The organism is Acidithiobacillus sp. (genome assembly GCF_023229925.1).
GTDB lineage: Bacteria > Pseudomonadota > Gammaproteobacteria > Acidithiobacillales > Acidithiobacillaceae > Acidithiobacillus.
The window spans coordinates 24,912-51,008 of sequence record NZ_JALNYM010000003.1 but is presented as its reverse complement, the minus strand read 5'-3'; the positions used below and the strand labels follow the sequence as shown (position 1 = coordinate 51,008).

General features: G+C 58.6%; 31 protein-coding genes. 11 read left to right on the top strand and 20 right to left on the bottom strand.

The window, feature by feature from the left end; genetic code table 11:
* Positions 1–95: 95 nt before the first annotated feature.
* The 20 genes from M0P56_RS10260 to M0P56_RS10165 form a co-directional block, all read right to left on the bottom strand.
* Positions 96–368, bottom strand: a complete 273-nt coding sequence (locus M0P56_RS10260; protein WP_291509933.1) for an oxidative damage protection protein — start codon at positions 366–368, stop codon at positions 96–98.
* Positions 369–497: 129 nt separating this feature from the next.
* On the bottom strand, positions 498–1,607 hold the full coding sequence (gene mutY / locus M0P56_RS10255; RefSeq protein ID WP_291509932.1) for an A/G-specific adenine glycosylase: 1,110 nt from the start codon (positions 1,605–1,607) through the stop codon (positions 498–500).
* Entirely contained in the window at positions 1,604–2,773 is a 1,170-nt protein-coding gene (locus tag M0P56_RS10250) for a hypothetical protein (protein ID WP_291509931.1), read from the bottom strand. The genes mutY and M0P56_RS10250 overlap by 4 nt, the downstream gene beginning before the upstream one ends.
* Before the next feature lie 97 nt (positions 2,774–2,870).
* Entirely contained in the window at positions 2,871–4,583 is a 1,713-nt protein-coding gene (gene ptsP / locus M0P56_RS10245; RefSeq protein ID WP_291509930.1) for a phosphoenolpyruvate--protein phosphotransferase, read from the bottom strand.
* On the bottom strand, positions 4,580–4,852 hold the full coding sequence (locus M0P56_RS10240) for an HPr family phosphocarrier protein (RefSeq protein WP_291509929.1): 273 nt from the start codon (positions 4,850–4,852) through the stop codon (positions 4,580–4,582). The genes ptsP and M0P56_RS10240 overlap by 4 nt, the downstream gene beginning before the upstream one ends.
* Positions 4,853–4,887: 35 nt before the next feature.
* Positions 4,888–5,304 (bottom strand): PTS sugar transporter subunit IIA, encoded by a 417-nt coding sequence (locus M0P56_RS10235; protein WP_291509928.1) that lies wholly within the window; start codon positions 5,302–5,304, stop codon positions 4,888–4,890.
* On the bottom strand, positions 5,301–6,200 hold the full coding sequence (gene rapZ, locus M0P56_RS10230; protein WP_291510159.1) for an RNase adapter RapZ: 900 nt from the start codon (positions 6,198–6,200) through the stop codon (positions 5,301–5,303). Before rapZ ends, M0P56_RS10235 begins: the two co-directional genes overlap by 4 nt.
* Positions 6,200–7,156 carry an HPr(Ser) kinase/phosphatase gene (gene hprK, locus M0P56_RS10225; protein ID WP_291509927.1) on the bottom strand — a complete coding sequence of 319 codons (957 nt, stop codon included), beginning with the start codon at positions 7,154–7,156 and terminating at the stop codon, positions 6,200–6,202. The genes rapZ and hprK overlap by 1 nt, the downstream gene beginning before the upstream one ends.
* A 30-nt stretch (positions 7,157–7,186) precedes the next feature.
* Entirely contained in the window at positions 7,187–7,633 is a 447-nt protein-coding gene (locus tag M0P56_RS10220) for a PTS sugar transporter subunit IIA (protein ID WP_291509926.1), read from the bottom strand.
* A gap of 6 nt (positions 7,634–7,639) precedes the next feature.
* A complete protein-coding gene (gene raiA / locus M0P56_RS10215) occupies positions 7,640–7,981 on the bottom strand; it encodes a ribosome-associated translation inhibitor RaiA (protein ID WP_291509925.1) in 342 nt (113 codons plus the stop codon).
* Positions 7,982–8,091: 110 nt separating this feature from the next.
* A complete protein-coding gene (locus tag M0P56_RS10210) occupies positions 8,092–9,510 on the bottom strand; it encodes an RNA polymerase factor sigma-54 (RefSeq protein WP_291509924.1) in 1,419 nt (472 codons plus the stop codon).
* A 12-nt stretch (positions 9,511–9,522) separates the two neighbouring features.
* Positions 9,523–10,248, bottom strand: coding sequence for an LPS export ABC transporter ATP-binding protein (lptB, locus tag M0P56_RS10205; protein ID WP_291509923.1), 726 nt, complete (start codon positions 10,246–10,248; stop codon positions 9,523–9,525).
* The gene (lptA, locus tag M0P56_RS10200) at positions 10,245–10,775 is read right to left on the bottom strand and encodes a lipopolysaccharide transport periplasmic protein LptA (protein ID WP_291509922.1); all 531 of its coding nucleotides are present in this window, start codon (positions 10,773–10,775) and stop codon (positions 10,245–10,247) included. Before lptA ends, lptB begins: the two co-directional genes overlap by 4 nt.
* Positions 10,765–11,334: an LPS export ABC transporter periplasmic protein LptC gene (gene lptC / locus M0P56_RS10195; RefSeq protein WP_291509921.1), complete on the bottom strand. Its 570-nt coding sequence runs from the start codon at positions 11,332–11,334 to the stop codon at positions 10,765–10,767. The genes lptA and lptC overlap by 11 nt, the downstream gene beginning before the upstream one ends.
* Positions 11,335–11,359: 25 nt before the next feature.
* Positions 11,360–11,902 (bottom strand): phenylphosphate carboxylase subunit delta, encoded by a 543-nt coding sequence (locus tag M0P56_RS10190; RefSeq protein ID WP_291509920.1) that lies wholly within the window; start codon positions 11,900–11,902, stop codon positions 11,360–11,362.
* Between the two features lie 8 nt (positions 11,903–11,910).
* The gene (locus tag M0P56_RS10185; RefSeq protein WP_291509919.1) at positions 11,911–12,897 is read right to left on the bottom strand and encodes an SIS domain-containing protein; all 987 of its coding nucleotides are present in this window, start codon (positions 12,895–12,897) and stop codon (positions 11,911–11,913) included.
* A gap of 9 nt (positions 12,898–12,906) precedes the next feature.
* Complete coding sequence (locus M0P56_RS10180; protein ID WP_291509918.1) at positions 12,907–13,185, bottom strand: hypothetical protein; 279 nt, start codon at positions 13,183–13,185, stop codon at positions 12,907–12,909.
* Positions 13,186–13,216: 31 nt separating this feature from the next.
* The gene (locus M0P56_RS10175; protein ID WP_291509917.1) at positions 13,217–13,651 is read right to left on the bottom strand and encodes a hypothetical protein; all 435 of its coding nucleotides are present in this window, start codon (positions 13,649–13,651) and stop codon (positions 13,217–13,219) included.
* Positions 13,641–14,330 (bottom strand): N-acetylmuramate alpha-1-phosphate uridylyltransferase MurU, encoded by a 690-nt coding sequence (gene murU, locus M0P56_RS10170; RefSeq protein ID WP_291509916.1) that lies wholly within the window; start codon positions 14,328–14,330, stop codon positions 13,641–13,643. Before murU ends, M0P56_RS10175 begins: the two co-directional genes overlap by 11 nt.
* A complete protein-coding gene (locus tag M0P56_RS10165) occupies positions 14,303–15,334 on the bottom strand; it encodes a phosphotransferase (protein WP_291509915.1) in 1,032 nt (343 codons plus the stop codon). Before M0P56_RS10165 ends, murU begins: the two co-directional genes overlap by 28 nt.
* A gap of 152 nt (positions 15,335–15,486) precedes the next feature.
* Between M0P56_RS10165 and M0P56_RS10160 the strand changes: the two genes are divergently transcribed.
* The 11 genes from M0P56_RS10160 (at position 15,487) to hisH (ending at position 26,085) form a co-directional block, all read left to right on the top strand.
* Positions 15,487–17,559, top strand: a complete 2,073-nt coding sequence (locus tag M0P56_RS10160; protein ID WP_291509914.1) for an LPS assembly protein LptD — start codon at positions 15,487–15,489, stop codon at positions 17,557–17,559.
* On the top strand, positions 17,559–18,992 hold the full coding sequence (locus tag M0P56_RS10155; RefSeq protein ID WP_291509913.1) for a peptidylprolyl isomerase: 1,434 nt from the start codon (positions 17,559–17,561) through the stop codon (positions 18,990–18,992). Before M0P56_RS10160 ends, M0P56_RS10155 begins: the two co-directional genes overlap by 1 nt.
* Positions 18,985–19,809: an ABC transporter permease gene (locus M0P56_RS10150; protein WP_291509912.1), complete on the top strand. Its 825-nt coding sequence runs from the start codon at positions 18,985–18,987 to the stop codon at positions 19,807–19,809. The genes M0P56_RS10155 and M0P56_RS10150 overlap by 8 nt, the downstream gene beginning before the upstream one ends.
* Before the next feature lie 89 nt (positions 19,810–19,898).
* A complete protein-coding gene (locus M0P56_RS10145; RefSeq protein WP_291509911.1) occupies positions 19,899–20,153 on the top strand; it encodes a BolA/IbaG family iron-sulfur metabolism protein in 255 nt (84 codons plus the stop codon).
* Positions 20,154–20,189: 36 nt separating this feature from the next.
* Complete coding sequence (grxD, locus tag M0P56_RS10140; protein ID WP_291509910.1) at positions 20,190–20,522, top strand: Grx4 family monothiol glutaredoxin; 333 nt, start codon at positions 20,190–20,192, stop codon at positions 20,520–20,522.
* Positions 20,523–20,531: 9 nt separating this feature from the next.
* On the top strand, positions 20,532–21,803 hold the full coding sequence (gene murA / locus M0P56_RS10135) for a UDP-N-acetylglucosamine 1-carboxyvinyltransferase (RefSeq protein ID WP_291509909.1): 1,272 nt from the start codon (positions 20,532–20,534) through the stop codon (positions 21,801–21,803).
* Complete coding sequence (gene hisG / locus M0P56_RS10130; RefSeq protein WP_291509908.1) at positions 21,800–22,447, top strand: ATP phosphoribosyltransferase; 648 nt, start codon at positions 21,800–21,802, stop codon at positions 22,445–22,447. Before murA ends, hisG begins: the two co-directional genes overlap by 4 nt.
* Positions 22,444–23,745 carry a histidinol dehydrogenase gene (gene hisD, locus M0P56_RS10125; protein ID WP_291509907.1) on the top strand — a complete coding sequence of 434 codons (1,302 nt, stop codon included), beginning with the start codon at positions 22,444–22,446 and terminating at the stop codon, positions 23,743–23,745. Before hisG ends, hisD begins: the two co-directional genes overlap by 4 nt.
* On the top strand, positions 23,742–24,821 hold the full coding sequence (gene hisC, locus M0P56_RS10120; RefSeq protein ID WP_291509906.1) for a histidinol-phosphate transaminase: 1,080 nt from the start codon (positions 23,742–23,744) through the stop codon (positions 24,819–24,821). Before hisD ends, hisC begins: the two co-directional genes overlap by 4 nt.
* Complete coding sequence (hisB, locus tag M0P56_RS10115) at positions 24,818–25,417, top strand: imidazoleglycerol-phosphate dehydratase HisB (RefSeq protein ID WP_291509905.1); 600 nt, start codon at positions 24,818–24,820, stop codon at positions 25,415–25,417. The genes hisC and hisB overlap by 4 nt, the downstream gene beginning before the upstream one ends.
* On the top strand, positions 25,414–26,085 hold the full coding sequence (hisH, locus tag M0P56_RS10110; RefSeq protein ID WP_291509904.1) for an imidazole glycerol phosphate synthase subunit HisH: 672 nt from the start codon (positions 25,414–25,416) through the stop codon (positions 26,083–26,085). The genes hisB and hisH overlap by 4 nt, the downstream gene beginning before the upstream one ends.
* Positions 26,086–26,097: the final 12 nt, after the last annotated feature.

Below are 26,097 nucleotides of genomic sequence, written 5' to 3'. Positions count from 1 at the left end.
GCACGCTTCGCGCCTGTCGTCCGGCAACGACGTCAGGGTCTGGCGCGGATTGCGGGGCACTCCGGAAAGCGCCCTGTAGCATCTATTAAGGGGTTTTAGGGCGCAGGCGGTATGTAGCCTTCAGGTGCCGGGGCACCCTCGCCAAAGAAATAGGCATCCATCTGTTTTTCCAGAAAGGTTCGCGACTTGGGATCAATGGGAGAAAGACGGTATTCGTTGATGAGCATGGTCTGATGTTTGAGCCAGCCCTGCCAGGCCTCCTTAGAGACCTCTTGATAAATTCGCGCGCCAAGGGCGCCAGGATAAGGCGGACGATCAAGACCTTCGGCCTCGTGGCCAAGTTTTACGCACTGTACCATTCGTGACATAACGGAAATTCCTCAATGGTTCTGGGATGGATAACACGGTGTGGCTCTATATTACCTGAACTCGCCGCTCAGGAATAAGCCGCACGGCATGGCTGCTTAACTTGGCGGCACACATAGCAAAATGGAGGATCAGCGACCGCCGCCGAGATTCCCTAGAATCCGTCGAATGGGCGTGGGCAAGCCTTGTGCCAGAGCGTCTGCGGGGCGATACCAGCGCAGAGTGGCTGCCGAATCCGCCACAGCGCTGTCCAAAACGCGCGCATGCGCACAGCGAAAACGCAACTGGAAGTGGGTAAAAACATGTTGCTGCTCTTTCTCCAGCGCCACCAACTGGAGATCCAGCCGCAAACGACGCGACCATGCCTCCTGCAAAAATTGCCGCACGGCGGGGGTGTCTTCCAGCGGATGAAGGGTATCCTTGCAAAGAATGGAGAATTCGTAGCCATCGGGCGCCGCCTGCGGTAGGCACCAGAGTCCGCCCCAGATGCCGGAATCCGGCCGCTTTTCCAGCAATATCCGCCCTTCCATATCCGCGACCAGGAGAAAAAAGGCGCAGCGCTGCGGTTTTAGGGGCCGGTTAACTGTTACGGGTAGAGCATGACTGCGTCCTTGGGCATGGGCCATACAACGGCTAGCCAAAGGGCAATTTGGGCAACACGGCTGGCGTGGGGTGCAGATCATGGCACCGAGGTCTTGAATGGCCTGATTGTAGCCATGGGCGTCCTCCGGAGTAAGGGCGCTGGCCAATGTCCAAAGCCACTGCTGCGTCGCAGCGGCCTTCGGATCAGCATCTATGGCATGGCTACGGATGAGCACACGCCGGGCATTGGCGTCGAGGATGGCCTGTCTTTGCCCATAGGCGCTGGCGAGCACCGCCGCCGCAGTACTGCGGCCCACTCCCGGCAGGGTGACGGCATCTTCGAGGGTATCGGGAAAGTGGCCGCCGAAGGCCGTGACCACCTGCTGCGCCGCGCGTTGGGCGTTGCGGGCTCGGGCGTAATAACCGAGCCCGCTCCACAGAGCGAGCACCTGATCCTGCGGCGCCGCTGCCAGTACCTGCCAGTTCGGCAAGGCTTGCAGAAAGCGGTCGTAATATGGTTTGGCGCTCTCCACCTGGGTTTGCTGCAACATGATTTCTGCAAGCCAGAGGCGATAGGGATCACGGGTCTGGCGCCACGGCAGGTCGTGGCGCCCGTGGCGAGCGTACCAGTCCAACAGGGCTTCGGCGATGAGGATCATGGCTGCGCCTTGGAGGCTGTGCTGTGAATAACCAGATCGCGGGCGCTCATTTTGCCCCAAAGCAGCTTTGCGACGTGGATTTCACCAGTCACTGGCCACTGCGGCGGTACTGCAGGAAGCGGCGCCGCTTTGCCGGGTTGGGGAGCAGGCAGATAGCGACCGAGATTGAGCTGCGCCACGTGCAGATTGACGTGAATAGCCAGCGGGCTCCAGGTCCCGAATATTTTGCCCGTCCAGGCGCTGTCATCCAACTCGCCTTGGGTGACAGCCCACTGGAAATGGGAATTGTCTAACTGGACTGTGCCCTTCGACGTCAATCGTTGCAAAGCATTAGGGTCTGTCCACTTCGGCAGAGACAGCCCCCAGCGGGCGGCCAACTGGGGCAAACGCCGGATGGTAATCTGATAGGCCAGATGGCCCTGCAACGTCTTCCAGTCAAAACCCCCTGTTTGGACTTGAAGTGCCAGATCATCCCCCGCTGTCAGCGCGCCATCCTGCACCACAAGCTGGCTTTGCCTCATGTTCAGACGTAGCGCCTGCAAGCGCAACTGTGCCGGATCTTGCCCACGCGCTTGCCAGCGGGCGCGCAACGTCGGCAAGACCATGCCCTTTGCCGCGCTCAGGAACGTCGGAATAACCACCTGCAGCAGCGTCGGATCATCCGTTGTACCCACCCGCAAAGAAATGTTCCGCGCGAACAGCGCAGGCGCCGGCCCCATCTCGGCCGCCCAATGCCAGCGCCCGTCTTTCCCTTGCCAGTGCCAGTCACCCGCCAACTGACTGGGTCCCTGCGCCAGCACCTGTCCATTCACGGCCGTTAGGGACAGGGTATGTCCGGTCACACCGCGCCAGCGTAGCGTGCCGTCGCGCACTATCATCCGGCCCGGCAGGGAAAGCGCAGCGCCCGCGTTAGCGGCGCCTTTCCACGGCGCGTTAAACATGGGCGCATCGAGTACAATTTGTTGGAGTTGCACCTGGCCGTGCAGGAGCAAGCGCCAGTCTAATGCCACCATAATTCGACTTGCGCTGAGCTGAGGGTGGGCCGCCGGACCAATGCGCAGACCTGGTAACGTGAACCACAATTCTTGTTTTCCCCAATGCCAATCCGGGTTGGCGGCGAGATGCACCTGCCGCTGCAAGCGGGCAGCCAGGACCCCCTCTAACACGTAGCGAGGACCACCCACGAGCCAAAACAGCATAGTCGCCGAAACGATGGAAATTAACGCGACGACAACAGACGCCGTAATCCTGCGCAGGCTCAGCCTAACTATGTCCGCCCCCGCTCAACACCGGCATTTCTCCGGACAGTGCGTGGGCAGCCAGCGCCTCAGCATCCGCGATGGTGGTCTGCCGAATCACTTCCTTGACCTCGGGAATGGCGCCGGGATACATGCTGAATTCACGCAGCCCCAATCCCAGCAGCAGCGCTGTAAAGGCCGGGTTCGCGGCCATCTCGCCGCACATAGCTACCGGGATGTCCCGTGCATGACCGGCGGTGATGGTGTATTGAATCATCGCCAACACCCCGGCGTGCAGGGGGTCAAAGAGATCGTTGACGTCATCATCACCGCGATCCACTGCCAGCGCGTACTGAATCAGATCGTTAGTGCCGATGGAGAAAAAATCGGCTCGCCCAGCAAAGTAGTGTGCGGCCATCGCCACGGCAGGCACTTCCACCATAATCCCCATTGGCATATCCGGGTCACAGCCATGTCCTTCGGCACGCAATTCTGCCTGCAACTCACTGACCAGCGCCCGGGTTTGCAGTAATTGCCCCATACTGCTGAGCATGGGCAGCATCAGCCGTACCGGCCCCAGTGCCGAAGCGCGAAGAATGGCGCGCAGGTGCGGCCGGAACCACTCCGGACGCCGCAGACAAAGACGTAGCCCACGCAAGCCAAGGGCCGGATTGAGCGCCGCATGGAGCCCGGCATCGTCATCACGCAGGCCCTTGTCGGCGCCAATGTCGAGCGAGCGAATGGTCACTGGTGCCCCAGCCATCTGCTCTACCACTCGGGCAAAGGCGTGGAACTGCTCTTCCTCATCCGGGATGTCCGGGCGATTCATGAAAAGAAACTCGCTGCGATAAAGGCCGACACCATCCGCATTCATGCGCCGCACCATATCAATATCATCCGGCAATTCAATATTAGCGCGCAGATGAATGCGCACCCCGTCGGCGGTTATCGCGGGCAAATCGCGCTGCTCTTCCAGGAGCCGTCGGCGCCGCTGCCGCTGCTCCTGCAACACTTGATATTGCTGCAGTATCAGGGCATCCGGCGCAACCAGCAGAATACCCTGGTCCCCATCGACAATCACCACATCACCACTGCGCAGCAGGCGCGTCGCCGAGTGCGTGCCGACCACGGCCGGAAGGCCGAGGCTTCTGGCAAGAATAGCGGAGTGGGAGTTCGCCGCACCAAAGTCAGTTACCCAGGCGAGCACCTTGTCTTTTTTCATCAACACCGTGTCCGCTGGCGTCAGATCTTCGGCGATGATGATCTGGCCCTCGGCGCTCTGCAGGGCGGGGGTCTTTACACCAATGAGATGACGCAAAACCCGGTCTATCACCTGAATAATATCTTCCCGCTTGGCGCGCAAATACGCGTCTTCCATGCGGTCAAAAATCTCCAGCAACCGCTCCCGCTCCAAATGGATAGCCCATGCTGCATTGCGATGTTCATCACGAATAGACCGCAGAGGCCGCTCGCGCAGCGCCGGATCATCAAGCATCAACAAGTGCGCATCAATAAAAAGACGGGTATCTTGCGGGGCATCGCTCGGGATCGCGTCGCGCACCGAGAACAACTCATCCCGGGCGCTGCTCAAGGCCGCACGCAGGCGCAACACTTCCGGTTCTACGGCTTCAGGCAGCAGTAAATGCTCAGGAATATCGAGGGTGGTGGGCTCAAGTACCAGCGCCCTGCCGATAGCAATGCCGCCGGAGGCACCAATCCCCGCCAGTTCAAAACTCATGATTCTTCCCCAAAACAGTCCGCCGCAAGGGCGAGCAAGGCATCCGCACAAGCCCGCTCACCCTCACCATCCGTTTCCAGGGTCAGAATAGTCCCCTGCGCCGCGGCAAGGGTCATTAGCCCCATGATGCTCTTACCATTGACCCGCTGACCATTACGCACCAACCAGACCGCGCAGGGATAGCGCACCGAGAGGCTGACAAATTTGGCCGAGGGTCGCGCATGCAAACCGAGTTGGTTGATAATGGGATAGTCTACGCGCAGGGTCACTGGCACTTGCCTCTCTTCTCATGTACAAAAATCACTCAAATATCCTCGGAGCATAGTGACGGTCGCTGTTCGAGAATATCGACGACACCCTGGATGCCCCCTTCCAGAGCACCCTGCCGTGCTGCCGCCAGTCCTTCACCACGCCGCGACAAGGCGCGCAGAAGCATCGCCAGATTAAGGCCGCTCACCGCAGCTACCCGACCTTCTGGAAGAATGGCCGGAATGAGATTAGCGGGAGTAGCGCCATAGAGATCATTCAGAATCAATATGGCATCACCGTTACCCGTTTTTTCTAACACATTCCACAAACGCCGACGGCCCTCCTCCGGAGTTTGATCAGGCAAAATTTCCAGCACCTCCAAGGCGGGCGGCAGAACTCCGAAAATATGCCGGAGCGCAGCCGCGAAGGCCTCACCCAGTCCCGCATGAGTGAGGAGCACGATGGTAATCATGTCAGCGTCTCGGTAATACCCAGTTCCCGATGCTGGACCAGGACACGCTGCCCTTCTTCGGCAAGAATTTGCGCCAATGCCTCCACCATATATACGCTGCGATGCTGCCCCCCGGTACAACCCAGAGAAACCGTCACATAGTTACGGTGCTCTTGCGCAAAAGGCGCCAGCCATGCCTGCAGGAAGCTGCGCAAAGAATTGAAGGCACGGCCCATCTCTGGAGATTTCTCCAGAAAATCTCGCACCGGTGTGTCACGCCCCGTCAGAGTGCGGAGTTCGGGATTATAATGGGGATTGGGCAGTGCGCGCAGATCAAAAACGAAGTCGGAATCCAAAGGCAGACCTTTTTTGAAGGCAAAAGACTGCAACAGCAAGACCAAGCCGCTGTAATGATGCGACGCCAGACTCCAGGCCTGCACCCGCAAACGCAACTGGTGGGTATTGATCTGAGAAGTGTCGAGGCGCTTGTCAGCCACATCGGCAAGAGGTTGGACCATCTCGCGTTCACGCCGCAACACCGTGAGCAGCGATTCGCCCAAGGCTGCTGCGAGGTCATCGGTGAGGGGATGACGGCGGCGAGTTTCACTGAAACGGCGCAACAAGGTACCCTCATCCGCTTCCAGAAAAAGGATGCGCGGGCGCAAAGCGTAACGCTCGCGCAGCTCGGCCAGCGCCTGTGGCAGAGCTGCAAGAAACTCGCGGTTGCGCACGTCAATACTCACGGCGGCGAGCATGGAGCTGGCATCCCGCCGCGCCAGTTGGGCCCCGAACTCCACCAACAAGGTCGCAGGCAGATTATCGACGCAGTAATAACCTTGGTCTTCCAGTGCTTGCAGGACGGTAGATTTTCCTGAACCGGATAGACCACTGACGATAATAAAGTCCCGCTCCGCCATCATTCTTCCCCGACACTCAAGCGTACCTGCGCCTCAAAATCCGCGAGCATATCTCCACCGGACTCCTTAACATACTGGCTGCGTGCCGCCGCCTCGACCAGTACGGCCAGATTACGCACCGCTGAAACAGGCATGCATAGTCGGGGCAATTGGGTTCCGAGAATATCCAAGTGATCCACCTTGCCTTGCAAGCGATCGATATCCGCCATTTCCATATCGCGCATATCCTGGATTTCAACGACCAGCCGGATACGTTTGGAACGTACGATAGCAGCGGCGCCGAAGAACTCCCGGATATTAATAATACCCAGACCACGTACTTCCAAAAAATTACGCAGCGGGGCAGGGCAATGCCCGGTCAGCACATTCGGCGCTTCACGGATACAGAGCACGCTGTCATCCGCCACCAGGCGATGACCTCGGCTCACCAGTTCCAACGCTAGTTCGCTCTTGCCGATGCCAGCTTCGCCCTGCAAAAGCAATCCGACCCCGAGCACATCCACCAGCACACCATGCACCTGCTGGCGGGGCGCCAGCTCCTGATGCAGGTAGTGTTGCAGCCGCGCCAGCACTATTTTTGCGCCCATTGGCGTCGCCATCACCGCAATATGCCGGGCTTTCAGATCTTCATAAAGATGATCATCCAGTATCTGGCCTTCACAGACAACGAGCAGACACAACCTATGGGGCGGAAACTGGGTAATGGCCTCTGGGTGGGCACGCAGGTAGGCTAGTTCACAACTCCCGGCAATCTGCACCGCATGTGGCCGGATAAAATTGAAAAACCCAACCAGTGCCGCCCCACCCACATCATCTTCCGCCGAGGAATCTCGGCGGAGATGATGGTCTTCCTCGGGATGGTGCAGACACTGCCAGCGCAATTCGCTGTTTAGGTCCCCATAGAGCCGACGCAGGCTGACTTGTCGTTCAATAGCACTGCCTTGCCCGGCACTCATGGCGGCAACCCTTCTGCTTTGTGGTACAAACTACGCCGAACTCGTCAACAAACGAAAAAGCTCCTGCGGATCCACGGTTTCCATCAGCACTTCGCGTACCTCGTCCACTGCAAGTTTGGCGGCTAATGCAGAGAGCGTCTCCAGATGGGCGGTCGCAGCCGCTTTGGGCACCACTACCGCCAAAAATATACGCACGTCCAATCCATCTGGCGCCGCAAATGGAATACCTTGCGCCGTGCGCAGCGCTGCAACAGCTACCTGACTCACACCCTCCAACCGCGCATGGGGCAAAGCCACTCCATGCCCGATGCCTGTCGACCCCTGTGCCTCACGGCTTTGCAAAGCCGCCGCGATCCCTTCGGCAGACAGACCGGTAGACCCTGCCAGGATTTCCGCCAATGACTGCAGCACATCACCAGCATCGGCCACAGGCGGATCTATACGAATATTTGTCAGGGAAAGTGGCGGGATCATCATGGCTATTCAGTCGACTTCAGCAATGGTTGCCAAACCAGCGGGGTGATCATTACGGCGATCCTGCAGCTTTTCCTTGTAGCTGTGCACCTGCGCCTCCAGTTTGTCGGACACCAGATCTATAGCTGCGTACATATCGGCATCATGCACCTCGGCATGGAAGACGTGCCCTGGAGCATTGACAGTAATATCTACGACGTTGGTCAATTTTTCGTGAGGGAGGTGCTTCAGCACCACCTGGGCGTTAATGACATGGTCGAAGTAACGACCAAGGCGTCCAATCTTTTCATCGACATAATTTTTGATGGCATCCGTCAAATCCAGGTGCTGTCCGGTAAGTGTAATTTGCATAGCGCTCTCCTACCCAAGTGCTGTGATCGTTATAAATCCTGTCCCGCTACGGGTCCGCTTCCAGTGTAGCGCCATCGGCATCGGCACAAAACCCTGACGGCGGCATCCACTCACAAACGACGACGCTGGCTCGCAGCAGGAATATTGGCCGCCTCGCGGTACTTGGCCACGGTCCGCCGCGCAATCTGAATACCCTGATCCGCCAACACCCTGGCAATTTCCGCATCGCTCAGGGGATGACGTGCGCTTTCGGCCTGCGTCATCTTGATGAGTAGCGCGCGAATCGCCGTGGCCGACGCGGAACCACCACTGTCAGTACCCACATGACTGGAGAAAAAGTATTTAAACTCATAGAGACCGCGGGGCGTAATCATGTATTTCTGATTAGTGACCCGCGATACCGTAGACTCATGCATTTCTACTGCCTCGGCGATATGACGCAGGACCATGGGCCGCATAGATTCAGGCCCGCTGGCAAAAAAATCCTTTTGCCGTTCGACAATGGCCCGCGCCACCTTCAGTATGGTGTCCTGGCGGCTCTGCAGGCTCTTGATAAACCAGCGCGCCTCGTTGAGCTGATCCTGAATATATTTATGCGCCGCATCTTTCCCACCTGCCATGCCGGCATAACGACGATTGATATGCAATTTTGGCATGGCCTCGGGATTCAGATCTACGCGCAGGCGCTTACCCGTCCAGCGCACGATCACGTCGGGGATCACATACTCGGTGCTCTCCGCACCCACGTCTTCACCCGGCTTGGGATTCAGTGCGGAAATCAGCGCCATCGCTGCACGCAATGCCTCCTCATCCACCCCCAGAGCCGCACACAGACGCGGATAATCGTGGCGTGCCAGTGCCTGCAGATGATCCTTCACAATCCGTTGGGCGAGCAATATGGGAACATCCCCTTCGACCATCTGTTTTAGCTGTAGCAAGAGGCACTCGCTGAGATCACGTGCGCCAACGCCCGGTGGGTCGAAATCTTGCACGCGCCGCAACACGACCAACAGCGCATCTTCTTGCACATTCATATTGACGGCGAGTTCTTCCAGGCTTTCCGCCAGATAACCGCGCTCATCAATGGCGTCAATGATTAACTCCGCCATGTTGCGCTCATCAGGGCTGAAGTGCGTCATATCAGCCTGCCAGCGGAGATAGTCCTGCAAGCTTTGGCTGTGGCTGTTACGCGATTCAAAATCTGGCATATCTTCGTCAGAAGCGCTGCCAGAGCCTGGCGTACCCAAATCAAAGACATCATCCCACTGACTGTCTACAGGCAATTCGTCAGGCAACGTATTCTCAGCCGCCAGATCCAGTTGACGGTCTTCGGAAGGAGCCTCAAGCGTCTCCGGGACCGGCCCGCCGTCGTCTCCCGTCTCTTCATCAAGCAACGGATTACTTTCCAACATGCTTTGAACTTCCTGCTGCAAATCAAGCGTAGACAACTGCAGCAGACGAATCGCCTGTTGCAGTTGCGGGGTCATGGCCAGATGCTGGCCGAGCTTGAGTTCTAAGCCTTGTTTCATAATTTCCAAAAATCAGATTTGAAACTGGTCTCCCAAGTAAACCTGCCGCACCATGGGATCATCAACAATTTCCTGTGGACTACCTGCCGTCAAGACCTTGCCATCATGCAGTATATAGGCGCGTTCGCAAATGCCTAATGTCTCGCGCACATTATGGTCGGTAATCAGAATACCGATGCCACGCCCACGCAAATCCTGGATGAGCCGTTGAATTTCCAGCACAGAAATGGGATCGATACCAGCGAAGGGTTCATCCAGCAAAATAAAACGCGGGCCCATGGCCAGCGCCCTCGCAATTTCCACCCGCCGCCGCTCACCACCGGAAAGACTATGCCCTTTGGTGTCACGCAACAGATGGAGATGGAGATCACTGAGCAATTGCTCCAGGCGCTCTTGCCGCTCGACCTTGCTCAACGGCAAGGTTTCCAACACGGCGAGGACATTGTCAGCAGCACTCATCTGGCGAAAAACGGAGGGCTCCTGGGGGAGGTAACCCAGCCCCATGCGGGCGCGTTCGTGCATAGGCAGCGCGGTGATATCGCGCTGTTGCAGAAAAATATGGCCGCGATCGGGACGCACCAATCCGACCATCATGTAAAAGGTTGTGGTTTTCCCCGCTCCATTAGGTCCGAGCAGCCCCACCACCTCGCCTGCAGCCACCTGCACTGAAACGTCGCGTACCACAGCCCGCCGCCGGTACGACTTGAACAGGGATTGCGCCTGCAACAGGCCGTTCATGGCCTCCCACCGCTGGTGGCGTGATCCGCCGCTGCGGGGTAGAAGATCGACTGTACCCGCTGACCCGGGGCCGCAGTAACGGAAGTCTTCTGCGTCTGCAGGAAATAGGTGACCTGCTGACCACTGATCTCGTTTTTTTTCTGCCAGAGATGGGCGTTACCGATAAGCACAATTTCGCCGCTGCCCGGTTTATAGATCAGGGTGTTACCATAGCCGTGGCGCTGGGCACTGGGCATGGTGAAGGTAACCGGGCTCCCCACCGCCGTGGCCTGCTGCACCTTGCCACCGGCAGCTACAACAGTGAGCTTATCGGCATGTACAAGCACGTCACCTTGGGTCATAACCACGTTCCCGGTATAGACGGCCTGCTGCTGCGGTTTGTTCTCACCATGCAACGCGTCGGCGCTAATCTGAATAGGGCCTTTGCCCAGCCCCTGCCCCGCATCCGGTGCGGCAGAGGCGGTGGCAGAAACAACCATGAGCAAGAAAGGCCAGAATCGCCGGTGAGAAAATCGCTTATGGGACATACATGCCACGCACATCATGCAAAATATTCACCTCTTGGGTTTTTACCGAAGCCCATAGACCTACCCCGGTCATCCAGTCTTGACCCCGTTCCAGCCGTACCGGCTCTTTGGACGTAATAATGCCCGTTTGCGCATCATAGTGCACCTTTTCGGTGAGCAGGCGGGCGTCCGGTTGCAGGGTGCCAATAACGTTTCCCCATAAGGTAATCAACTGGCTGTGACCATCTACTATGCCCTGATTGGCACGCAGGTGCGTCTGCTGTCCCGGCTTGAACCGCTCAACGGTAACCTGGCTAAGTATGGTTTGATCGGCACCCGGCTCGTGATAGGCAGTCTGGGCGGTGGCCAGCAAATCCAGTTTCCCGGTTGCCGTGTACTGGCGCATGACCACGTCTTCGGCCGCCTGATCCCCCTTATGGATTTGACCATGCCAGTCAATGGGCGGCTGGGGCAGGGGATGCTGTGGCCAGGACCACCACACCAGCGCCGCGAGGACAAGCAACAGCAGAGACAAACCCAAACTGGGGGCGCGGAAACCCGGCATCAGCTTACGCGACATGGCCCGCGCTCGAATGGGCTGGTGATCAAGACAGCGCCCCAACGGCTCTGGAGATGACTGCTGGCCAGTGCCCCTGTGCCTGCAGAATCAGCTCGCAGAGCTCTCGAACCGCACCACGACCGCCCCGTTGCACGCTCTGCCAGTGTACTCGACAACCGACCTCCGGGTGCGCATCAGCCGGAGCAGTCGCCAGCCCAACGCGGGTAAGAATGGGCAGATCAATAAGATCATCTCCCATATAAGCTACCTCGGCATCATCCAGGTCGAGAGCGATTTTGAGCTCCGTGTAGGCCAGACTCTTATCCAGACAACCTTGGTGAATCCGCTTGACGCCTAGATCATGTGCGCGATGGGCCACTGCCGGGGAATAGCGCGCGGTAACGATCGCAACCTCTATAGCTAGTTCCTGCACGAGCTTGATGCCGTAACCATCCCGCACATGAAAGGCTTTACTCTCCTTGCCATCATCGTCAAAAAATAAGCGGCCATCAGTCAACACGCCATCCACGTCCAGAATCAGCAGGCGGACCCCGGCAGCGCGCGTCAACAAGTCGCTGTCAGTCGACATCAATTCATTCATACAATGCCTGCGCGCAGCAAATCGTGCATATTCAACGCACCAATCAGCCGCGCCTCACCATCGGTGACCAGAAGCACGCCGATGCGATTATTTTCCATCAAGGCAAGAGCTTCAGCAGCAAGGGCTTCGGCAGTAATAGTGGCCGGTTTGGCATGAGCCAGTTCAGCCATGGGCTGTTCCCAGATATCCTGGCGCCGCGCGAAGGCACGGCGTAAATCACCGTCGGTAAAAATCCCCAGCACTCGGCCCTCTGCATCCACCACTGCCGTCATTCCCAGCCCTTTGCTGCTCATTTCCAAGACTGCTTCGCATAACGGCGTATCCTCCTGTACCTTGGGTAGGCTGGCACCCCGGTGCATCACATCCTGCACCCGCAGCAGCAGGCGTTTGCCGAGGCTGCCACCGGGATGCGACAGGGCAAAATCATCTGCCGAAAAACCGCGCGCCTGTAAAAGCGCCATGGCCAGAGCATCACCCATGGCCAAGGTTGCTGTCGTCGACGCCGTAGGCGCTAGGTTGAGCGGGCAGGCCTCTCGCGCCACACTGCAGTTGAGATGTACGGCGGCACTGCGCGCCAGGGTGGACTGCGGATTGCCGGTCATGGCGATCAAGGGCACCGCGAGGCGTTTGACCACCGGCAAAATAGCCAGAAGTTCGGCAGTCTCCCCGGAGTTGGAGAGCGCGAGCAGGCAATCCTGACGAGTGAGCATACCCAGATCGCCGTGGCTGCCTTCAGCGGGATGCAGAAAAAGGGCGGGGCTGCCAGTACTGGCCAAAGTCGCTGCGATTTTTTTGGCGATAATCCCGGACTTACCCATGCCGCTGACGACGATACGGCCGGGGCCGTTCAGCAGGAGCTGGCAAGCTCCCACAAAATCCGCATCAAGACGCGCTTCCAATGCCGCCACCGCCGCCGCCTCCAGGCGCAACACATCCCGGCCCGTGGCCAGCAGACTTTCTGGCGTTACGGTCAGTACAGTCACCGGCAGTCGTCAATTCGCATGGGCGGGATTCTGCCTCTGGATAGCTTCATAGACCGTACGGCAGTGGGGATGCGCGGTCATGACCTTGTCCACATTCGCAAATGAAGCGTTCTGCAGTAATTTCCAGCATTTCAGATTTTCGGCAGCCAGCGCGCCAGGATGCCGGGCATACCAACCCGTACTGTCAAGAGGGGCTGCAGCATCACCTACCTGCCCGCGTGCCCACCATAAGAGCAAGGCGAAGAGCGCAAGAGCGCCAATAACAACCAAGGCGTACACAATTTTCATAAATATGCCGGTTAACCTGAATAGGGTTAGATCACACTTCTTCCTGATACTGCTGATTCAACAACTGCACTAATTGCTCTTCACGCATGACGATGTCCGCCATCAACGCAGCACTTATGGCCTCCCACACCGCCCGTAAGGCGGCAAGGTCTACCCCGTCGCTCAGCTGATTTGCAATTTCGCTGACCTTTTCCAGCGACTCTCGGGTCTGCAGACTGGTGCTCAGGGCGCTCTTGATTTGTTCCCGGGGGTGTGGGATCCAACTCCGATCACTTCCATAGGAGCGCAGGCGCTCCCCGAATTCGAGCACCCGTTTGTGTAATTTGCCTGATAAGCCGATCTGGCCGCTGCGCAGATCTCCCCAGACCGCCAGATCCATGAGCAAGCCCCACTCCTGGCGCAAGCGGCAGCGCAAGTCGGCATCCACACTAATCGCCGCCTTCACCGCTGCCGAATCAAAGTCCATGCGAGGCCTCCGCACAATCACGCCGGGCCGCCCACAACCGGTCTGGCGTGCCCACATCTGTCCATTTTCCTTGATACAAGGTCCCCTCCACCACACCCGCAGCAACCCATTGCCGTAACCAAGGGGCCAGAGGAGCCGACTGATCGGGAAAGCCCCGCAACAACTCCGGGTCAAGTCGCGCGATACCTGCGTAAGTATGACGTTCTTCGCCCGTCAAAGCCACCATACCGGCAGACAATGCGAAATCTCCCTGCGGATGCTGCATCGGGTTAGGCACCAGCACCAGATGCACACGCGCAAGGGAAGGCTGACAGATCTGTGCCCAGGGAAAGTCCGTGCAAATGTCGCCATTCACCAGCAGAAAAGGGCAATGCCCCAATAAAGGGAGGGCGCGAACAAGAGCGCCGCCCGTCTCCAGACGGGCCGCACGCTCATCGCTGTAAGTGATTCTTAGTCCCTGCCAATTTTGACCCAAGGCCTGCATGATCGCATCACCTAGATGCCCGACATTGATGACCACATCGCGAATGCCCGCCGCGGCCAGCGAATCCAGGTGGCGCACGATTAGGGGTTTACCGGCAACCTCCAGCAAGGGCTTCGGGACATGATCGGTAAGCGGCCTGAGCCGCTCGCCCCGACCCGCAGCCAGGATCATCGCACGGGTAACGGGGGTTGCCATGGGGCAAAAAGCTCCTGATAAGGCTGCAACTGCGAATCAGCATCCAGTGCATCCACGACATAGGCCCAGAATTGCGGCAGAAAATCAAGATAACTCGATTTTCCATCCCGGTACGCCAAACGACAGAAAATGCCGAGAATCTTCAAATTACGCTGGAGAGCCATGCGCCCGACACTTAGCAAGAAGCCCGTGGACGATGGCAAGGCAGCCCCATCCTGATGCGCCGCCGTCAAAAAATTCTGGGCCCACGCGTCCCTTTGCGTCCGTCCCCAATCCCAGTAACGATCCCAGAGCAGAGACGCCAAGTCATAGGTCCATGGCCCGCGCACGGCATCCTGAAAATCAATCATGGCCAACATCCCAGTGTCCCGCTGAACAATAAGATTGCGCGCGTGAAAATCTCGGTGGACCCAGACCTGCGGCTGCGCTGCGGCATTGTCCAGTAACACAGCAAAGAGTGCTTGCAGGGACTTCCTCTGCGGAGAACTCAGAATTAAATCAAGATGCCTGCCCAGGTACCAGTCCGTAAACAGGGCCAACTCGTCCCTCAGGCGGGCCGGCGAGAAAAATGGCAGAGGAGGGAGTGCCGTCTGCGCTTGCCCGGCGTGCTGCAAATTGAGGATCAGGGTCATTGCCCGCTGCATCCACAGATTAATATCTGCACCAGCATCCAGTACAGCCCTGAGATCCGTTTTCCCCAAATCCTCCAATAACACAAAGCCGGGATCCATTTGCACGGCCAGTACCCGGGGTACCGGCAAAGCGGCGCGGGCAAAACGGTGCTGTATCCGCAAAAAGGGCAAGATATCTTCGGGATGCGGGGCATCCATGAAGATCAGGCCCTGCGGCAAACGCCAATAGCGCCGCCCGCTGGCATCTCCGGGAATGGGGCACGCCCGCGCCACCGCCACGCCCTGCTGCGCGAGCCAGTCCGCGGCGGTGGGTGACAAAGAGTCTCCCGCCGCCGCGGTGTAGAAATTCGATGCAAGGAAAGATTGCGACATAAAAGCATTCTGTGCGATTTTAGGCCTCTATGAAAAGTCCTCTGCACAGCATCGGAAAATCCCGACCCCGTCCAATCCGCCGGGAAAGAAATCGCCGTGCCCCGCGCTCCAGCCTTCGCCTGGCTCTGCTGAGTGCATTGCTGGTACCTGGAATGGCCATCGCCGCAGCTGCGGAGCGCCCGGTCACGCTCTATGCGGATCAGGTTCACGGCCTGGGCAGCGGCCACTGGACGGCCACTGGCAATGTCGAAGTACTCTATGGTGATCGTCGAGTCTATGCCGATACCGTGCACTACGACCAGGCCCGTGACGAGATCGTCGCCGACGGCCATGTGCGCATGGTCAGTCCCGGCATCGTGACCGCCGCCCCCAAGGCCACCATCCATTTACATGTCAACGAGGGGGTGGTAGTCCATCCCCGCTATCTACTCGAAGCACAGCAAGGACATGGTCACGCCGAAAGCGGCAGGGAACTGAGCAGAGGGCATTACCAGCTCAACGAAGCGTGCTATACCACCTGTGATGGCGAAAAACCGGCCTGGCAACTCTGGAGCAGCCGCATCGATCTCAACCAAAATGACAACTACGTCTCTACCACCAACACTACGATCGACGTCCTTGGGCTACCCGTATTCTGGACACCCTACCTCAGTTTTCCGCTGAAGCGGCACTCCGGATTTCTTGCTCCCAGTGTGGGAAGCTCTACCATCAACGGCTTTTACCTCGGCATCCCCTACTATTTCGATATCGCCCGTAATATGGACGATACTCTCACCGTCAACTATTTCGCCAGACGCGGGGTGATGTTGCAAAACGAGTTCCGCTATCTGGAGCCTAATTACAGCGGAAAACTCTATCTGGACCTGCTCCCCTCTGATCAATTGACCCACAAAAATATCTGGGCCATTTCCTGGCAGCATAACCAGAATCTGGGCGATGGATTCAACTTCAACGTCGATTACAACCAGGTCAGCTACAAAAACTTCCTTTCGGATTTTGGCGGCGCAGCCGGTTTCGGCAGCAGTTTCGTGGGCGGCATTGGCAACGCACCCTACATTGCCTCCTCCGGGGGACTCTACTACAACAACACGCATATTAGGGCGGGCGCCACCCTGCAAGCCTACCAGGAACTCGTGCCTGGCGGCGCTGCGCCCTATTCCCAGCTTCCGTATCTGTTTGCCGATGGCTACTGGCGGGTGGGGCACAACGGCTATTTCGACTGGCACAGCAGCTTTAACTACTTCTCAGCTTCTGCGGGACCCGTCGGTCAACGCCTTGACCTCACCCCCACCCTCGGCTGGCGTTTCAGCCAAGGGTGGGGCTTCTTAGAACCGCAGGCCAGGCTCTACTACAGCCACTATCAGATTCAGCGTAATGCCCCTTACGCGCGCGCCATCAATCGCACCTTACCAGCACTCAGCCTCAAGGGCGGCCTCAATTTCGTCCGTTATGGCACTGATGGTAGCACGGCTCTGCTGCAACCGTTGTTCAAATACACGTATATTCCCTTACAGGCCCAAAGCGGCATCCCTATCTTCGATGCCAGTCAGCCCTATCAGAACTTTCCGATGATTTTTGAGGATAACAGCCTCTATACCGGCAACGATCGCATCAACGCTGCCAATCAAGTAGCACTAGGGCTGCGCGGTACCTGGCTGACACCCAGTGGGCGCCAACTCTGGCAGGCGGCCGTCGGCCAGATCCGCTACTTCAACCAGCGTCAAATCAATCTCGCCGGCGATATCATCCAGCAGAACCAGCAGTCCAACTATTTTTTTGAGGGGCAATACGCGCCCCTTCCAGACATCAACCTTCTCGCAGATTCACAGGTCAACGCCCAGCAGCGCAAGCTGGAGCGGCTCAACCTGCGCGCCCAGTGGCTGCCCGGCCCGCAGCGCGTCATCAACCTTGACTATCGTTTTACCCGTGGCTTCGTGGATCAAACCGGCGTTTCCGGTGCCTGGCCAATCTACAAGCGCTGGCAGGTACTCGGTAGCTATCAGTATGATGTCACCGATCACAAGCCGCTGGAGGAGCTCGTAGGGATGGGCTATGATGGCGGCTGCTGGGCTACCCATATGATGGTTTATCATCAGATACTTCTCGGTGGGCAGTCCAATAACGTTGTTTATCTAGAGATCGTATTGCGTGGCCTAACCAGTCTCGGCAATGCCTCAAACGATTTGCTCAGCCAGTATGTGCCGGGCGCCAGCATGGAGTTCTGATGTCGCTCAAACGCCGCCCAATCTTATTCGCCCTGAGCATCGTTCTGGGGGCCGCCCCGGTTTTGGCTTGGGCGACTACGCCCTTTCTCAACCGTGACACTCTGCTGCCGACCGCACCGATGATGACACCTGGTACGACAACGCACACTTATTCGGAAAACTCTGCCGAAGCACCGATAGCGGCGCCGCTACCCGAAAACACCCAGAATCTCGACAAGATCATTGCTGTGGTGAACGATAATATCATCACCTCCATGCAGCTCGAGCAACAGGTTAGCGCCGTGCGTGCCCGCCTGCAGACACAAGACCCCAACGCCATGCCTTCCGAAGACATCCTGCACCGCCAGGTGTTGCAGCAGATGATCCTGCAGGATATCGAGCTGCAAATCGCGCACCGGGCCGGAATCAAGGTTGACAAAGGCACGCTGGACCAAGCCATCAGCAACCTCGCTCAAGCCAACCACCTCACCTCTGACCAGTTACGCCAAGCGCTGGCCAATCAAGGGCAGTCGTGGGAGCAATTTACCAACGATCTCAAGGATCGCATTCTTGTGGATCGCCTCATGCAGCAGGAAGTGGAAAGCCGAGTCCACATTGGCCCCGACGAGGTGAAAACCTTCGCGCAACAGCTCAAAGAAATGGGTGGCGTGAGTTTCGATCTGCAGCAGATATTCATCCCGCTGTCTGACAACCCGACACCAGACGCCGTCAGCGCGGCCCGGCATGAAGCCGGACAGGTGCGTGATCGGGTGATGGCTGGCGAAAGCTTTGCGCGCCTAGCCGCCCAGGTCAGCAGCAGCCACGACGCCTTGCAGGGCGGACACATCGGTTGGGTCAAGGCGGGGGAGCTCCCGCCCTCAGTGACCCAAATTCTCCTCCAGTTGAAGGCCGGCGAAATCAGCCCCGTCATCCCGGGACCCACTGGGTTTCATATTTTCAAGTTGCTCGATGTCAAACATGCACAGCCGACGGTCACCGAGGTCAAAACGGCCGTGATTGTCTTGCGTGCCGGCAACAGCCTGCAATTGCAGGAGGCTCAAGCACGCGCTCAGGATATCCAGCAGGCGCTGCAAAACGGCGCCCGCTTCTCTGAGCTGGCGCGCAATTATAGCCAGGATACCAGCACCGCCGCCAGCGGTGGAGAAATGGGCTGGGTCGCTCCCGGACAATTACCGGACAGCCTGGAACGCACTCTGGTCACTTTGCAACCTGGTGGGGTGAGTAGTCCCATCCGCGAAGGGGATGCGATTTACATTCTGCACTCCCAGGCTCAGCGCCAGCAGCCGGTTGAAGAGAAACAAATTATGGCCGCAGCACGCATGCAGCTCTATAACCGCATCGTCCACGAGCGCATGGACGAATGGCAACGTCGCATCCGCGACGGCGCCTACGTCGAGATCCTTGAGTCCGGCCTGCGCAGCAGCGATGCCTGAGCCTTTCAGCGGGTTACATCAGGGCGCGACTGGCCCCTGCCCGGGCCTTGCACGCGCCCGCTTCGCGCCGGTCTGGACGCTGTTCTACAAAGAGACCTTGCGCTTCGGCAAAGTGTGGCTACAGACCATTGCCGCCCCTTTGATCACCACCATCCTCTATCTGGTGGTTTTTGGGCACGCATTAGGCGGACATATGTCGGTCTACCCAGGCATCCGCTATACGGTCTTCATCGTTCCCGGGCTGATGATGATGTCGATCTTGCAAAATGCCTTTGCCAACAGCTCTTCCAGCCTGATTCAAGCCAAGGTGACGGGAAACATCGTTTTTCTGCTGCTCAGTCCGCTCAGCCCTACCGAGATTTTCGTTGCCATGGTTGCCGCGTCGGTGCTGCGCGGCGCGCTGGTGGGGATTGCGATACTCGCACTAGCGCTGCTTTACCTGCAGATACCTCTGCTGCACCCCTTGTGGATCGCCATATTTACCATTCTGGGCGCGAGCGGCATGGGTTCACTGGGTCTAATCGCCGGGCTTTGGGCCGAGAAATTCGATCAGATTGCCGGTTTCCAGAACTTCATTATCATGCCGCTGACTTTTCTTGCCGGTGTCTTTTACTCGGTGCAATCCCTGCCCGGCGCGTTGCAGCACATATCACTGATCAACCCGTTTTTCTACATCATCGACGGGTTTCGCTATGGGTTTTTCGCAGATTCTGATGTCAGCGTGTGGACATGCCTTGGCGTCAGCATCACCTTCGCGGGCGTGACGGGTCTTTTCGCCTGGCGCCTGCTGGACCGTGGTTACAAATTGCGCCAGTAAGCTCCCCGCGTCACGACTTGCACAACCAGGCGCAGCTGGGTATAAAAAGCGACATCACTCAGCGGCCTTTTTACGGTACACTACACACGATGAACGCCAGCACGATCAAATCACTCATCCAGCAACATCTTCCCGATGCTCTCGTAGAAGTCCAGGGAGACGACGGCGCCCATTTCGAGGCTCTGGTCGTTTCTCCTGCCTTTGTTGGACTTTCCCTCATCAAGCAGCATCAAATGGTTTATGATGCGCTGGGCGAGCGTATGCGCGAGGAAATTCACGCCCTCTCGCTGCGCACCATGACCCCTGAGCAGGCGCAACAACTCCGTCCCTCAGCAGCCCATTAGTCGCCGCATTCACCCCCCAATTTAGCGAGGATAACCATGGTAACGATTCAGGAACTTATTCAGGAACAGGTCCAGAAACACCCGGTCGTGCTTTATATGAAGGGCAATCCACGGGCGCCGCAGTGCGGTTTCTCGGCCCGTGCGGTGCAGTTATTGCAGCAGTCAGGCGTCAAGGAGCTCTTTACGGTGGACGTGCTGGCCGACCCACAGATTCGCGACGGCATCAAGCTGTATTCCAACTGGCCGACTATTCCCCAGCTCTATATTCAGGGTGAGTTTGTCGGCGGGTCAGACATCATGTCCGATCTCTACCAGCAGGGCGAATTGCAGAAATTGGTTGAAAGCGCCCAAGCAACCAGCGCGAGCTGATTCGAATCTATGGATAAACTGCTGCTGCGTGGTAATGGCCCCCTGCGTGGTGAGCTGCGGATTTCCGGGGCCAAAAACGCGGCCTTGCCTTGTCTCGCCGCCATCCTGCTGGCGCGCGAGCCGGTGCGACTGCGCAATATTCCGCACCTGCGTGACATCACCACAACCCTGGAATTGTTGAGCACACTCGGCGCAAGGGTACTGGTAGACGGCCAGCTCGGGATTGAAGTCGATCCGCGCCCGGTGCACTCTGTGGTCGCCCCTTACGAACTCGTGAAGACCATGCGTGCCTCGATACTGGTACTCGGGCCACTGCTGGCCCGACACGGCTCGGCAGAAGTGAGCCTTCCTGGTGGCTGCGCCATCGGCAGTCGTCCGGTGAGTGTCCATCTCAGCGGCCTACAGGCTTTGGGTGCAGAAATCACTGTAGAGGACGGTTTCGTTAAAGCACAGGCATCCCGCCTGCGCGGCACCCGCATCGTTATGGAGATAGTCTCTGTCACCGGTACGGAAAACCTGCTCATGGCAGCCACCCTCGCCGAGGGCTGCACCATCCTCGAAAACGCTGCCCGCGAGCCGGAAATTGTCGATCTCGCCCGTTGCCTGTCAGCCATGGGTGCGCGCATCTCTGGAGCGGGGACTTCTGTCATTGAAATTGAGGGTGTAGCTGAACTGCATGGCGCCGAGCACAGCGTTGTGCCTGACCGCATTGAGACAGGAACCTATCTGGTGGCCACGGCTATGGCGGGCGGTGATATTTGCCTGAAACGCACCGATGCGGGCCTGCTGGAGAGCGTCATCCTCAAGCTACGGGAAGCGGGGGCCGAAATAACCGCCGAGGCGGATACGATCCGCATCCGCATGACACGACGGCCGCAAGCAGTGGATGTACGGACAGCACCTTATCCGGCCTTCCCCACGGACATGCAGGCGCAATTCATGGCGATGAATTGTATCGCTACGGGGAGCAGCGTCGTCACCGAAACCATCTTCGAGAATCGCTTCATGCACGTCTCTGAATTGCAGAGACTGGGTGCCGACATCAATGCCGATGGGAAGACCGCCGTAGTGCGCGGGGTACCTCGCCTGCGGGGCGCGCCGGTGATGGCAACCGATCTGCGGGCGTCGGCTTCGCTAGTCCTGGCTGGATTGGTGGCAGAGGGCGAAACCCTCATCGACCGCATCTATCATCTGGATCGCGGCTATGAGGTCATCGAAGAGAAACTCAGCGCCTTAGGCGCGGATATCCGCCGGATCAGTAACAGCAGGAGCGTCGCATGAGTGCAGCTATCACCATCGCACTGTCCAAGGGACGGATTCTGCAAGAGGCCATTCCCCTCTTTGCAGGCGCTGGCATTCATCTGGCGGAGGACCCGGAAGAATCCCGCAAGCTGATCATCCCCAGTACCGATCCCGCCGTGCGCTTTCTGGTGATTCGCGCCAGCGATGTGCCCACCTATGTGACCTGGGGCGCTGCCGATCTGGGCATTGCCGGTAAAGATGTGCTGTTGGAGCAGGAGGGCCTGGACCTTTACGAGCCCCTGGACCTGCGTATCGGCATCTGCCACATGGCAGTGGCCGAACCTGCCGCGCTGGCAGCCTATGACGCACCGCAAAGCTGGGAACGGGTGCGTATTGCGACCAAATATCCGCACATCACCCGCAATTATTTCCATGCCCGCGGCGTACAGACGGAAATCATCAAGCTTTACGGTAGCATGGAACTGGCGCCATTGGTCGGATTGGCGGATCGTATCGTGGACCTGGTGTCCAGCGGACGTACGCTCAAGGAAAACGGGCTGGTGGAAGTGGAAGAAATCATGCCCATTTCCAGCCGTCTGGTGGTCAACCGCGCGGCCATGAAACTCAAGCGCCGCGCCATCGAAACCCTCATTAACCAACTGGAGGCGCAAGTCACGTCATGAACCGTCTGGATACCAGCGACCCCGATTTTGCCCGCCAGTTTCACGCGCTGCATGACTGGGATGCCAATCTGGACCCACAGATTGAAGTGCGGGTGCGGGAGATTGTTGCAGCGGTCCGTGATCGGGGCGATGCGGCGCTACGCGAGTACACCGAGCGCTTTGATGGGATGACGACAGACTCTGCCGCTGATTTGGAAATTCCCCGCAAGAACTGGGACGCGGCGCTCAATAGCCTGGAGCCCACCCAACGTGCTGCCTTGGAAGAGGCAGCGCAGCGTATCCGCAGTTACCACGAGCATCAGCGCAGTGAAAGCTGGACGTTTACCGAGGCCGACGGCACGATGCTAGGCCAGCGCATCCTGCCCCTGTCCCGAGTGGGGATTTATGTGCCCGGCGGCAAGGCGGCTTATCCCAGCTCCGTACTGATGAATGCCATTCCCGCGCACGTGGCCGGCGTGCAGGAAATCATCATGACCGTACCCACCCCGCAGCGGCAGGTGAATCCTTGGGTGCTGGCAGCGGCGGCCATTGCCGGCGTGGATCGGGTGTTCTGTATTGGCGGTGCACAAGCGGTAGCAGCGCTCGCTTATGGCACAGAAAGCGTCCCGGCAGTAGACAAGATTGTCGGCCCTGGCAATATCTATGTGGCCACCGCCAAACGCATGGTCTTCGGTCGGGTCGGCATCGATATGATTGCCGGCCCCAGCGAAATCCTTGTGATCAGCGATGGCTCGGCACCGGCAGAATGGTTGGCCTGGGATCTACTCTCGCAGGCGGAACATGATGAGATTGCCCAAAGCATTTTCATCAGTTGGGACGACGCCCACATCGAATCGGTGGTCGCTGCCGTTGATGCGGCGCTGAACGTACTGGACCGCGCACCCATCGCCCGCAAGAGCTGGGCAGACCGGGGTGCGGTGATTCGTGTGCGCGACCATGCCGAGGCCTGCGCCATTGCCAACCGCATCGCGCCGGAACATCTGGAGCTAGCCGTGCAGAATCCCGAAGACTGGCTGGCGAACATCCACAATGCCGGGGCCATCTTCATGGGCATCCACAGTTGCGAGGCCCTCGGCGACTATGTGGCCGGCCCCAATCATGTACTGCCCACGGGCGGTAGCGCGCGCTTCTCCTCGCCCCTCGGCGTCTATGATTTCGTCAAGCGGAGCAGTCTCATTCACAGCAGCCCCGCCGGTGCCGCCCGACTGGGGCGGATCGCCGAGCGTCTCGCTCTGGGCGAAGGTTTGACCGCCCATGCCCGTTCAGCAGCCTGCCGTATCCCCAAAGCCGGGGCATGAGCGACAGCGCTATGACCATCCTGATGCAGAGCCTGCTCCGCCCGGAATTGCTGGCCAGCAAGGCCTATGCGGTGGCAGCCGGTGAGGGGCTCATCAAGCTTGACGCCATGGAGAACCCCTATGGCTTACCTCCAGCCTTGCGTGAGCAATGGCTGGAGAGTTTGGCCGATGCGCCCCTCAATCGCTACCCCGACGCGCACCCCAACGCCCTCATAGACGCCCTCAAGGCACATATCGGTCTGCCCAATGGCGTGGAGCTCATGCTCGGCAACGGCTCCGACGAACTGATCCAGATTCTGGTGACCGCCGTAGCGGGTAGCCAGCGCCCCATCATGGCTGTGGATCCCAGTTTCGTCATGTACCGCCTGCTGGCGCAACAGCTTGGCCTGCCTTTTGTGGGCATCCCCCTGGATGCGGACTTCCATCTGGACCTCCAGGCCATGCTGACCGCCATCACCGCGCAGCGGCCTGCCATCATTTTCCTCGACTGGCCCAACAATCCCAGTGGCAGTCTCTTCCCTGAGACCGATCTGGAAGCTATTGTCGCTGCGGCACCGGGCCTGGTGGTGGTGGACGAGGCCTATCACGCGTTCAGTCAGACGACCTTCGCCGATCGCCTGGGCCGCACCCCCAACCTCCTCTTGCTCCGCACCCTGTCCAAGGAGGGTCTGGCAGGGTTGCGGCTGGGGATGCTGGCGGGGCCTGCCGCGTGGATTCAGGAACTGAATAAGCTGCGCCTGCCTTACAACATTAATGTGCTCACCCAGCGCAGTGCGTCCTTTTACCTACGTCATACCGAAGTGCTGGACGCCCAAGCCGAAATTCTGCGCGCCGAGCGGGAACGGATCTTCAACACCATCAGCGCCTGCGGCCTTTCGATCTGGCCCAGCGCCGCTAATTTTCTGCTCTTTCACGCCCCTGGGCGGGCCGCGGCACTGTTCTCAGGACTACGTGAAGGGGGGGTGCTTATCAAAGCCTTTACAGGCCACCCCCGTCTCAGCGACTATCTACGGGTCAGCGTCGGCACACCGGCCGAAAATGACCGCTTTCTGGCCGTACTGGAGTCTTTACTGTGAATCCGCGTCAAGCCGAAGTCGAAAGAAGCACCCTCGAAACCCAGATCCGTGTCACCCTGAATCTCGATGGTTCGGGGCAAGCCGACCTGCACACCGGGTTACCCTTCCTTGACCACATGATCCACCAGATCGTCCGTCATGGTCTTTTCGACATGCACATTCAGGCTCAGGGTGATTTGGATATCGACGCCCACCACACGGTGGAAGACATCGGCATCACCCTCGGTCAGGCCTTTGCCCTCGCCGTAGGGGACAAGGCTGGCATCCAGCGCTATGGCCACGCCTATGTGCCTCTGGACGAGGCGCTCTCGCGGGTGGTGGTGGACCTCTCTGGCCGTCCCGGGCTGATCTTCGCGGTCGAATTCCCCCGCGCTCAGGTCGGCGGCTTTGATGTGGATCTCTTTCATGAGTTCTTTCAGGGCTTCGTCAACCACGCACAGGTGACACTGCATCTGGACGCCTTGCGTGGCACCAATGCCCACCATATCGCCGAAACCCTCTTCAAGGCCTGTGGACGTGCCCTGCGCATGGCTGTCGCTCCTGATCCGCGCATGGCGGGCACCGTGCCCAGTACCAAGGGCACCTTGACTCGATGAGCGCCGCCACGACCCGCGTCGGTATTGTTGACTACGGCATGGGCAACCTTTACTCGGTGGCCAAGGCGGTGGAGTATCTGGGCGGCAAGGCGATTGTCAGTGATCAAGCCAGCGAACTGATTACCACGGACCGCATCATTTTCCCCGGCGTCGGCGCCTTCGGCGACTGTATGGCAGCGCTGGAAGCCCGTGAGCTCAGTGACTTCGTCCGCGTTGCCGCGCAGACCAGGCCTTTTCTCGGCATCTGCCTCGGGATGCAGATGCTCATGGACAGCAGTGTGGAGCATGGCGAACACGCTGGGCTCAGTCTGCTACCGGGACGGGTTATCCCCTTTCCCGAAGAAGCCCTCCATGCCGCGGATGGCAGGCGTTTGAAAATTCCCCACATGGGCTGGAACGAGCTGCATCAACGCGTGGAACACCCGCTGTTTGTCGGCGTTCCCCAGAATGCCTACTTTTACTTCGTCCACTCCTTCTATGTGGAACCATCCGCCCCCGAGATACTCGCGGCCTCCAGCGATTACGCCTTTCCATTCTGTGCGGCGGTGGCAGCGGACAACCTGTTCGCCCTGCAATGCCACCCGGAAAAGAGCGGCACGGCAGGCTTGCGCCTGCTCGGGAATTTTCTCGGCTGGGATGGCGATTGCGGAGCCAACGGTGCAATTTGAATCTGTTTTCTG

Coding starts and splice junctions, on each gene's coding strand:
- M0P56_RS10260 (WP_291509933.1), bottom strand. CDS start 368: ATGTCACGAATGGTACAGTGCGTAAAACTTGGCCACGAGGCCGAAGGT.
- mutY (WP_291509932.1), bottom strand. CDS start 1,607: ATGATCCTCATCGCCGAAGCCCTGTTGGACTGGTACGCTCGCCACGGG.
- ptsP (WP_291509930.1), bottom strand. CDS start 4,583: ATGAGTTTTGAACTGGCGGGGATTGGTGCCTCCGGCGGCATTGCTATC.
- M0P56_RS10235 (WP_291509928.1), bottom strand. CDS start 5,304: ATGATTACCATCGTGCTCCTCACTCATGCGGGACTGGGTGAGGCCTTC.
- rapZ (WP_291510159.1), bottom strand. CDS start 6,200: ATGGCGGAGCGGGACTTTATTATCGTCAGTGGTCTATCCGGTTCAGGA.
- hprK (WP_291509927.1), bottom strand. CDS start 7,156: ATGAGTGCCGGGCAAGGCAGTGCTATTGAACGACAAGTCAGCCTGCGT.
- M0P56_RS10220 (WP_291509926.1), bottom strand. CDS start 7,633: ATGATGATCCCGCCACTTTCCCTGACAAATATTCGTATAGATCCGCCT.
- raiA (WP_291509925.1), bottom strand. CDS start 7,981: ATGCAAATTACACTTACCGGACAGCACCTGGATTTGACGGATGCCATC.
- M0P56_RS10210 (WP_291509924.1), bottom strand. CDS start 9,510: ATGAAACAAGGCTTAGAACTCAAGCTCGGCCAGCATCTGGCCATGACC.
- lptB (WP_291509923.1), bottom strand. CDS start 10,248: ATGAACGGCCTGTTGCAGGCGCAATCCCTGTTCAAGTCGTACCGGCGG.
- lptA (WP_291509922.1), bottom strand. CDS start 10,775: ATGTCCCATAAGCGATTTTCTCACCGGCGATTCTGGCCTTTCTTGCTC.
- lptC (WP_291509921.1), bottom strand. CDS start 11,334: ATGTCGCGTAAGCTGATGCCGGGTTTCCGCGCCCCCAGTTTGGGTTTG.
- M0P56_RS10190 (WP_291509920.1), bottom strand. CDS start 11,902: ATGTCGACTGACAGCGACTTGTTGACGCGCGCTGCCGGGGTCCGCCTG.
- M0P56_RS10180 (WP_291509918.1), bottom strand. CDS start 13,185: ATGAAAATTGTGTACGCCTTGGTTGTTATTGGCGCTCTTGCGCTCTTC.
- M0P56_RS10175 (WP_291509917.1), bottom strand. CDS start 13,651: ATGGACTTTGATTCGGCAGCGGTGAAGGCGGCGATTAGTGTGGATGCC.
- murU (WP_291509916.1), bottom strand. CDS start 14,330: ATGGCAACCCCCGTTACCCGTGCGATGATCCTGGCTGCGGGTCGGGGC.
- M0P56_RS10165 (WP_291509915.1), bottom strand. CDS start 15,334: ATGTCGCAATCTTTCCTTGCATCGAATTTCTACACCGCGGCGGCGGGA.
- M0P56_RS10160 (WP_291509914.1), top strand. CDS start 15,487: ATGGCCATCGCCGCAGCTGCGGAGCGCCCGGTCACGCTCTATGCGGAT.
- M0P56_RS10155 (WP_291509913.1), top strand. CDS start 17,559: ATGTCGCTCAAACGCCGCCCAATCTTATTCGCCCTGAGCATCGTTCTG.
- M0P56_RS10150 (WP_291509912.1), top strand. CDS start 18,985: ATGCCTGAGCCTTTCAGCGGGTTACATCAGGGCGCGACTGGCCCCTGC.
- M0P56_RS10145 (WP_291509911.1), top strand. CDS start 19,899: ATGAACGCCAGCACGATCAAATCACTCATCCAGCAACATCTTCCCGAT.
- grxD (WP_291509910.1), top strand. CDS start 20,190: ATGGTAACGATTCAGGAACTTATTCAGGAACAGGTCCAGAAACACCCG.
- murA (WP_291509909.1), top strand. CDS start 20,532: ATGGATAAACTGCTGCTGCGTGGTAATGGCCCCCTGCGTGGTGAGCTG.
- hisG (WP_291509908.1), top strand. CDS start 21,800: ATGAGTGCAGCTATCACCATCGCACTGTCCAAGGGACGGATTCTGCAA.
- hisD (WP_291509907.1), top strand. CDS start 22,444: ATGAACCGTCTGGATACCAGCGACCCCGATTTTGCCCGCCAGTTTCAC.
- hisC (WP_291509906.1), top strand. CDS start 23,742: ATGAGCGACAGCGCTATGACCATCCTGATGCAGAGCCTGCTCCGCCCG.
- hisH (WP_291509904.1), top strand. CDS start 25,414: ATGAGCGCCGCCACGACCCGCGTCGGTATTGTTGACTACGGCATGGGC.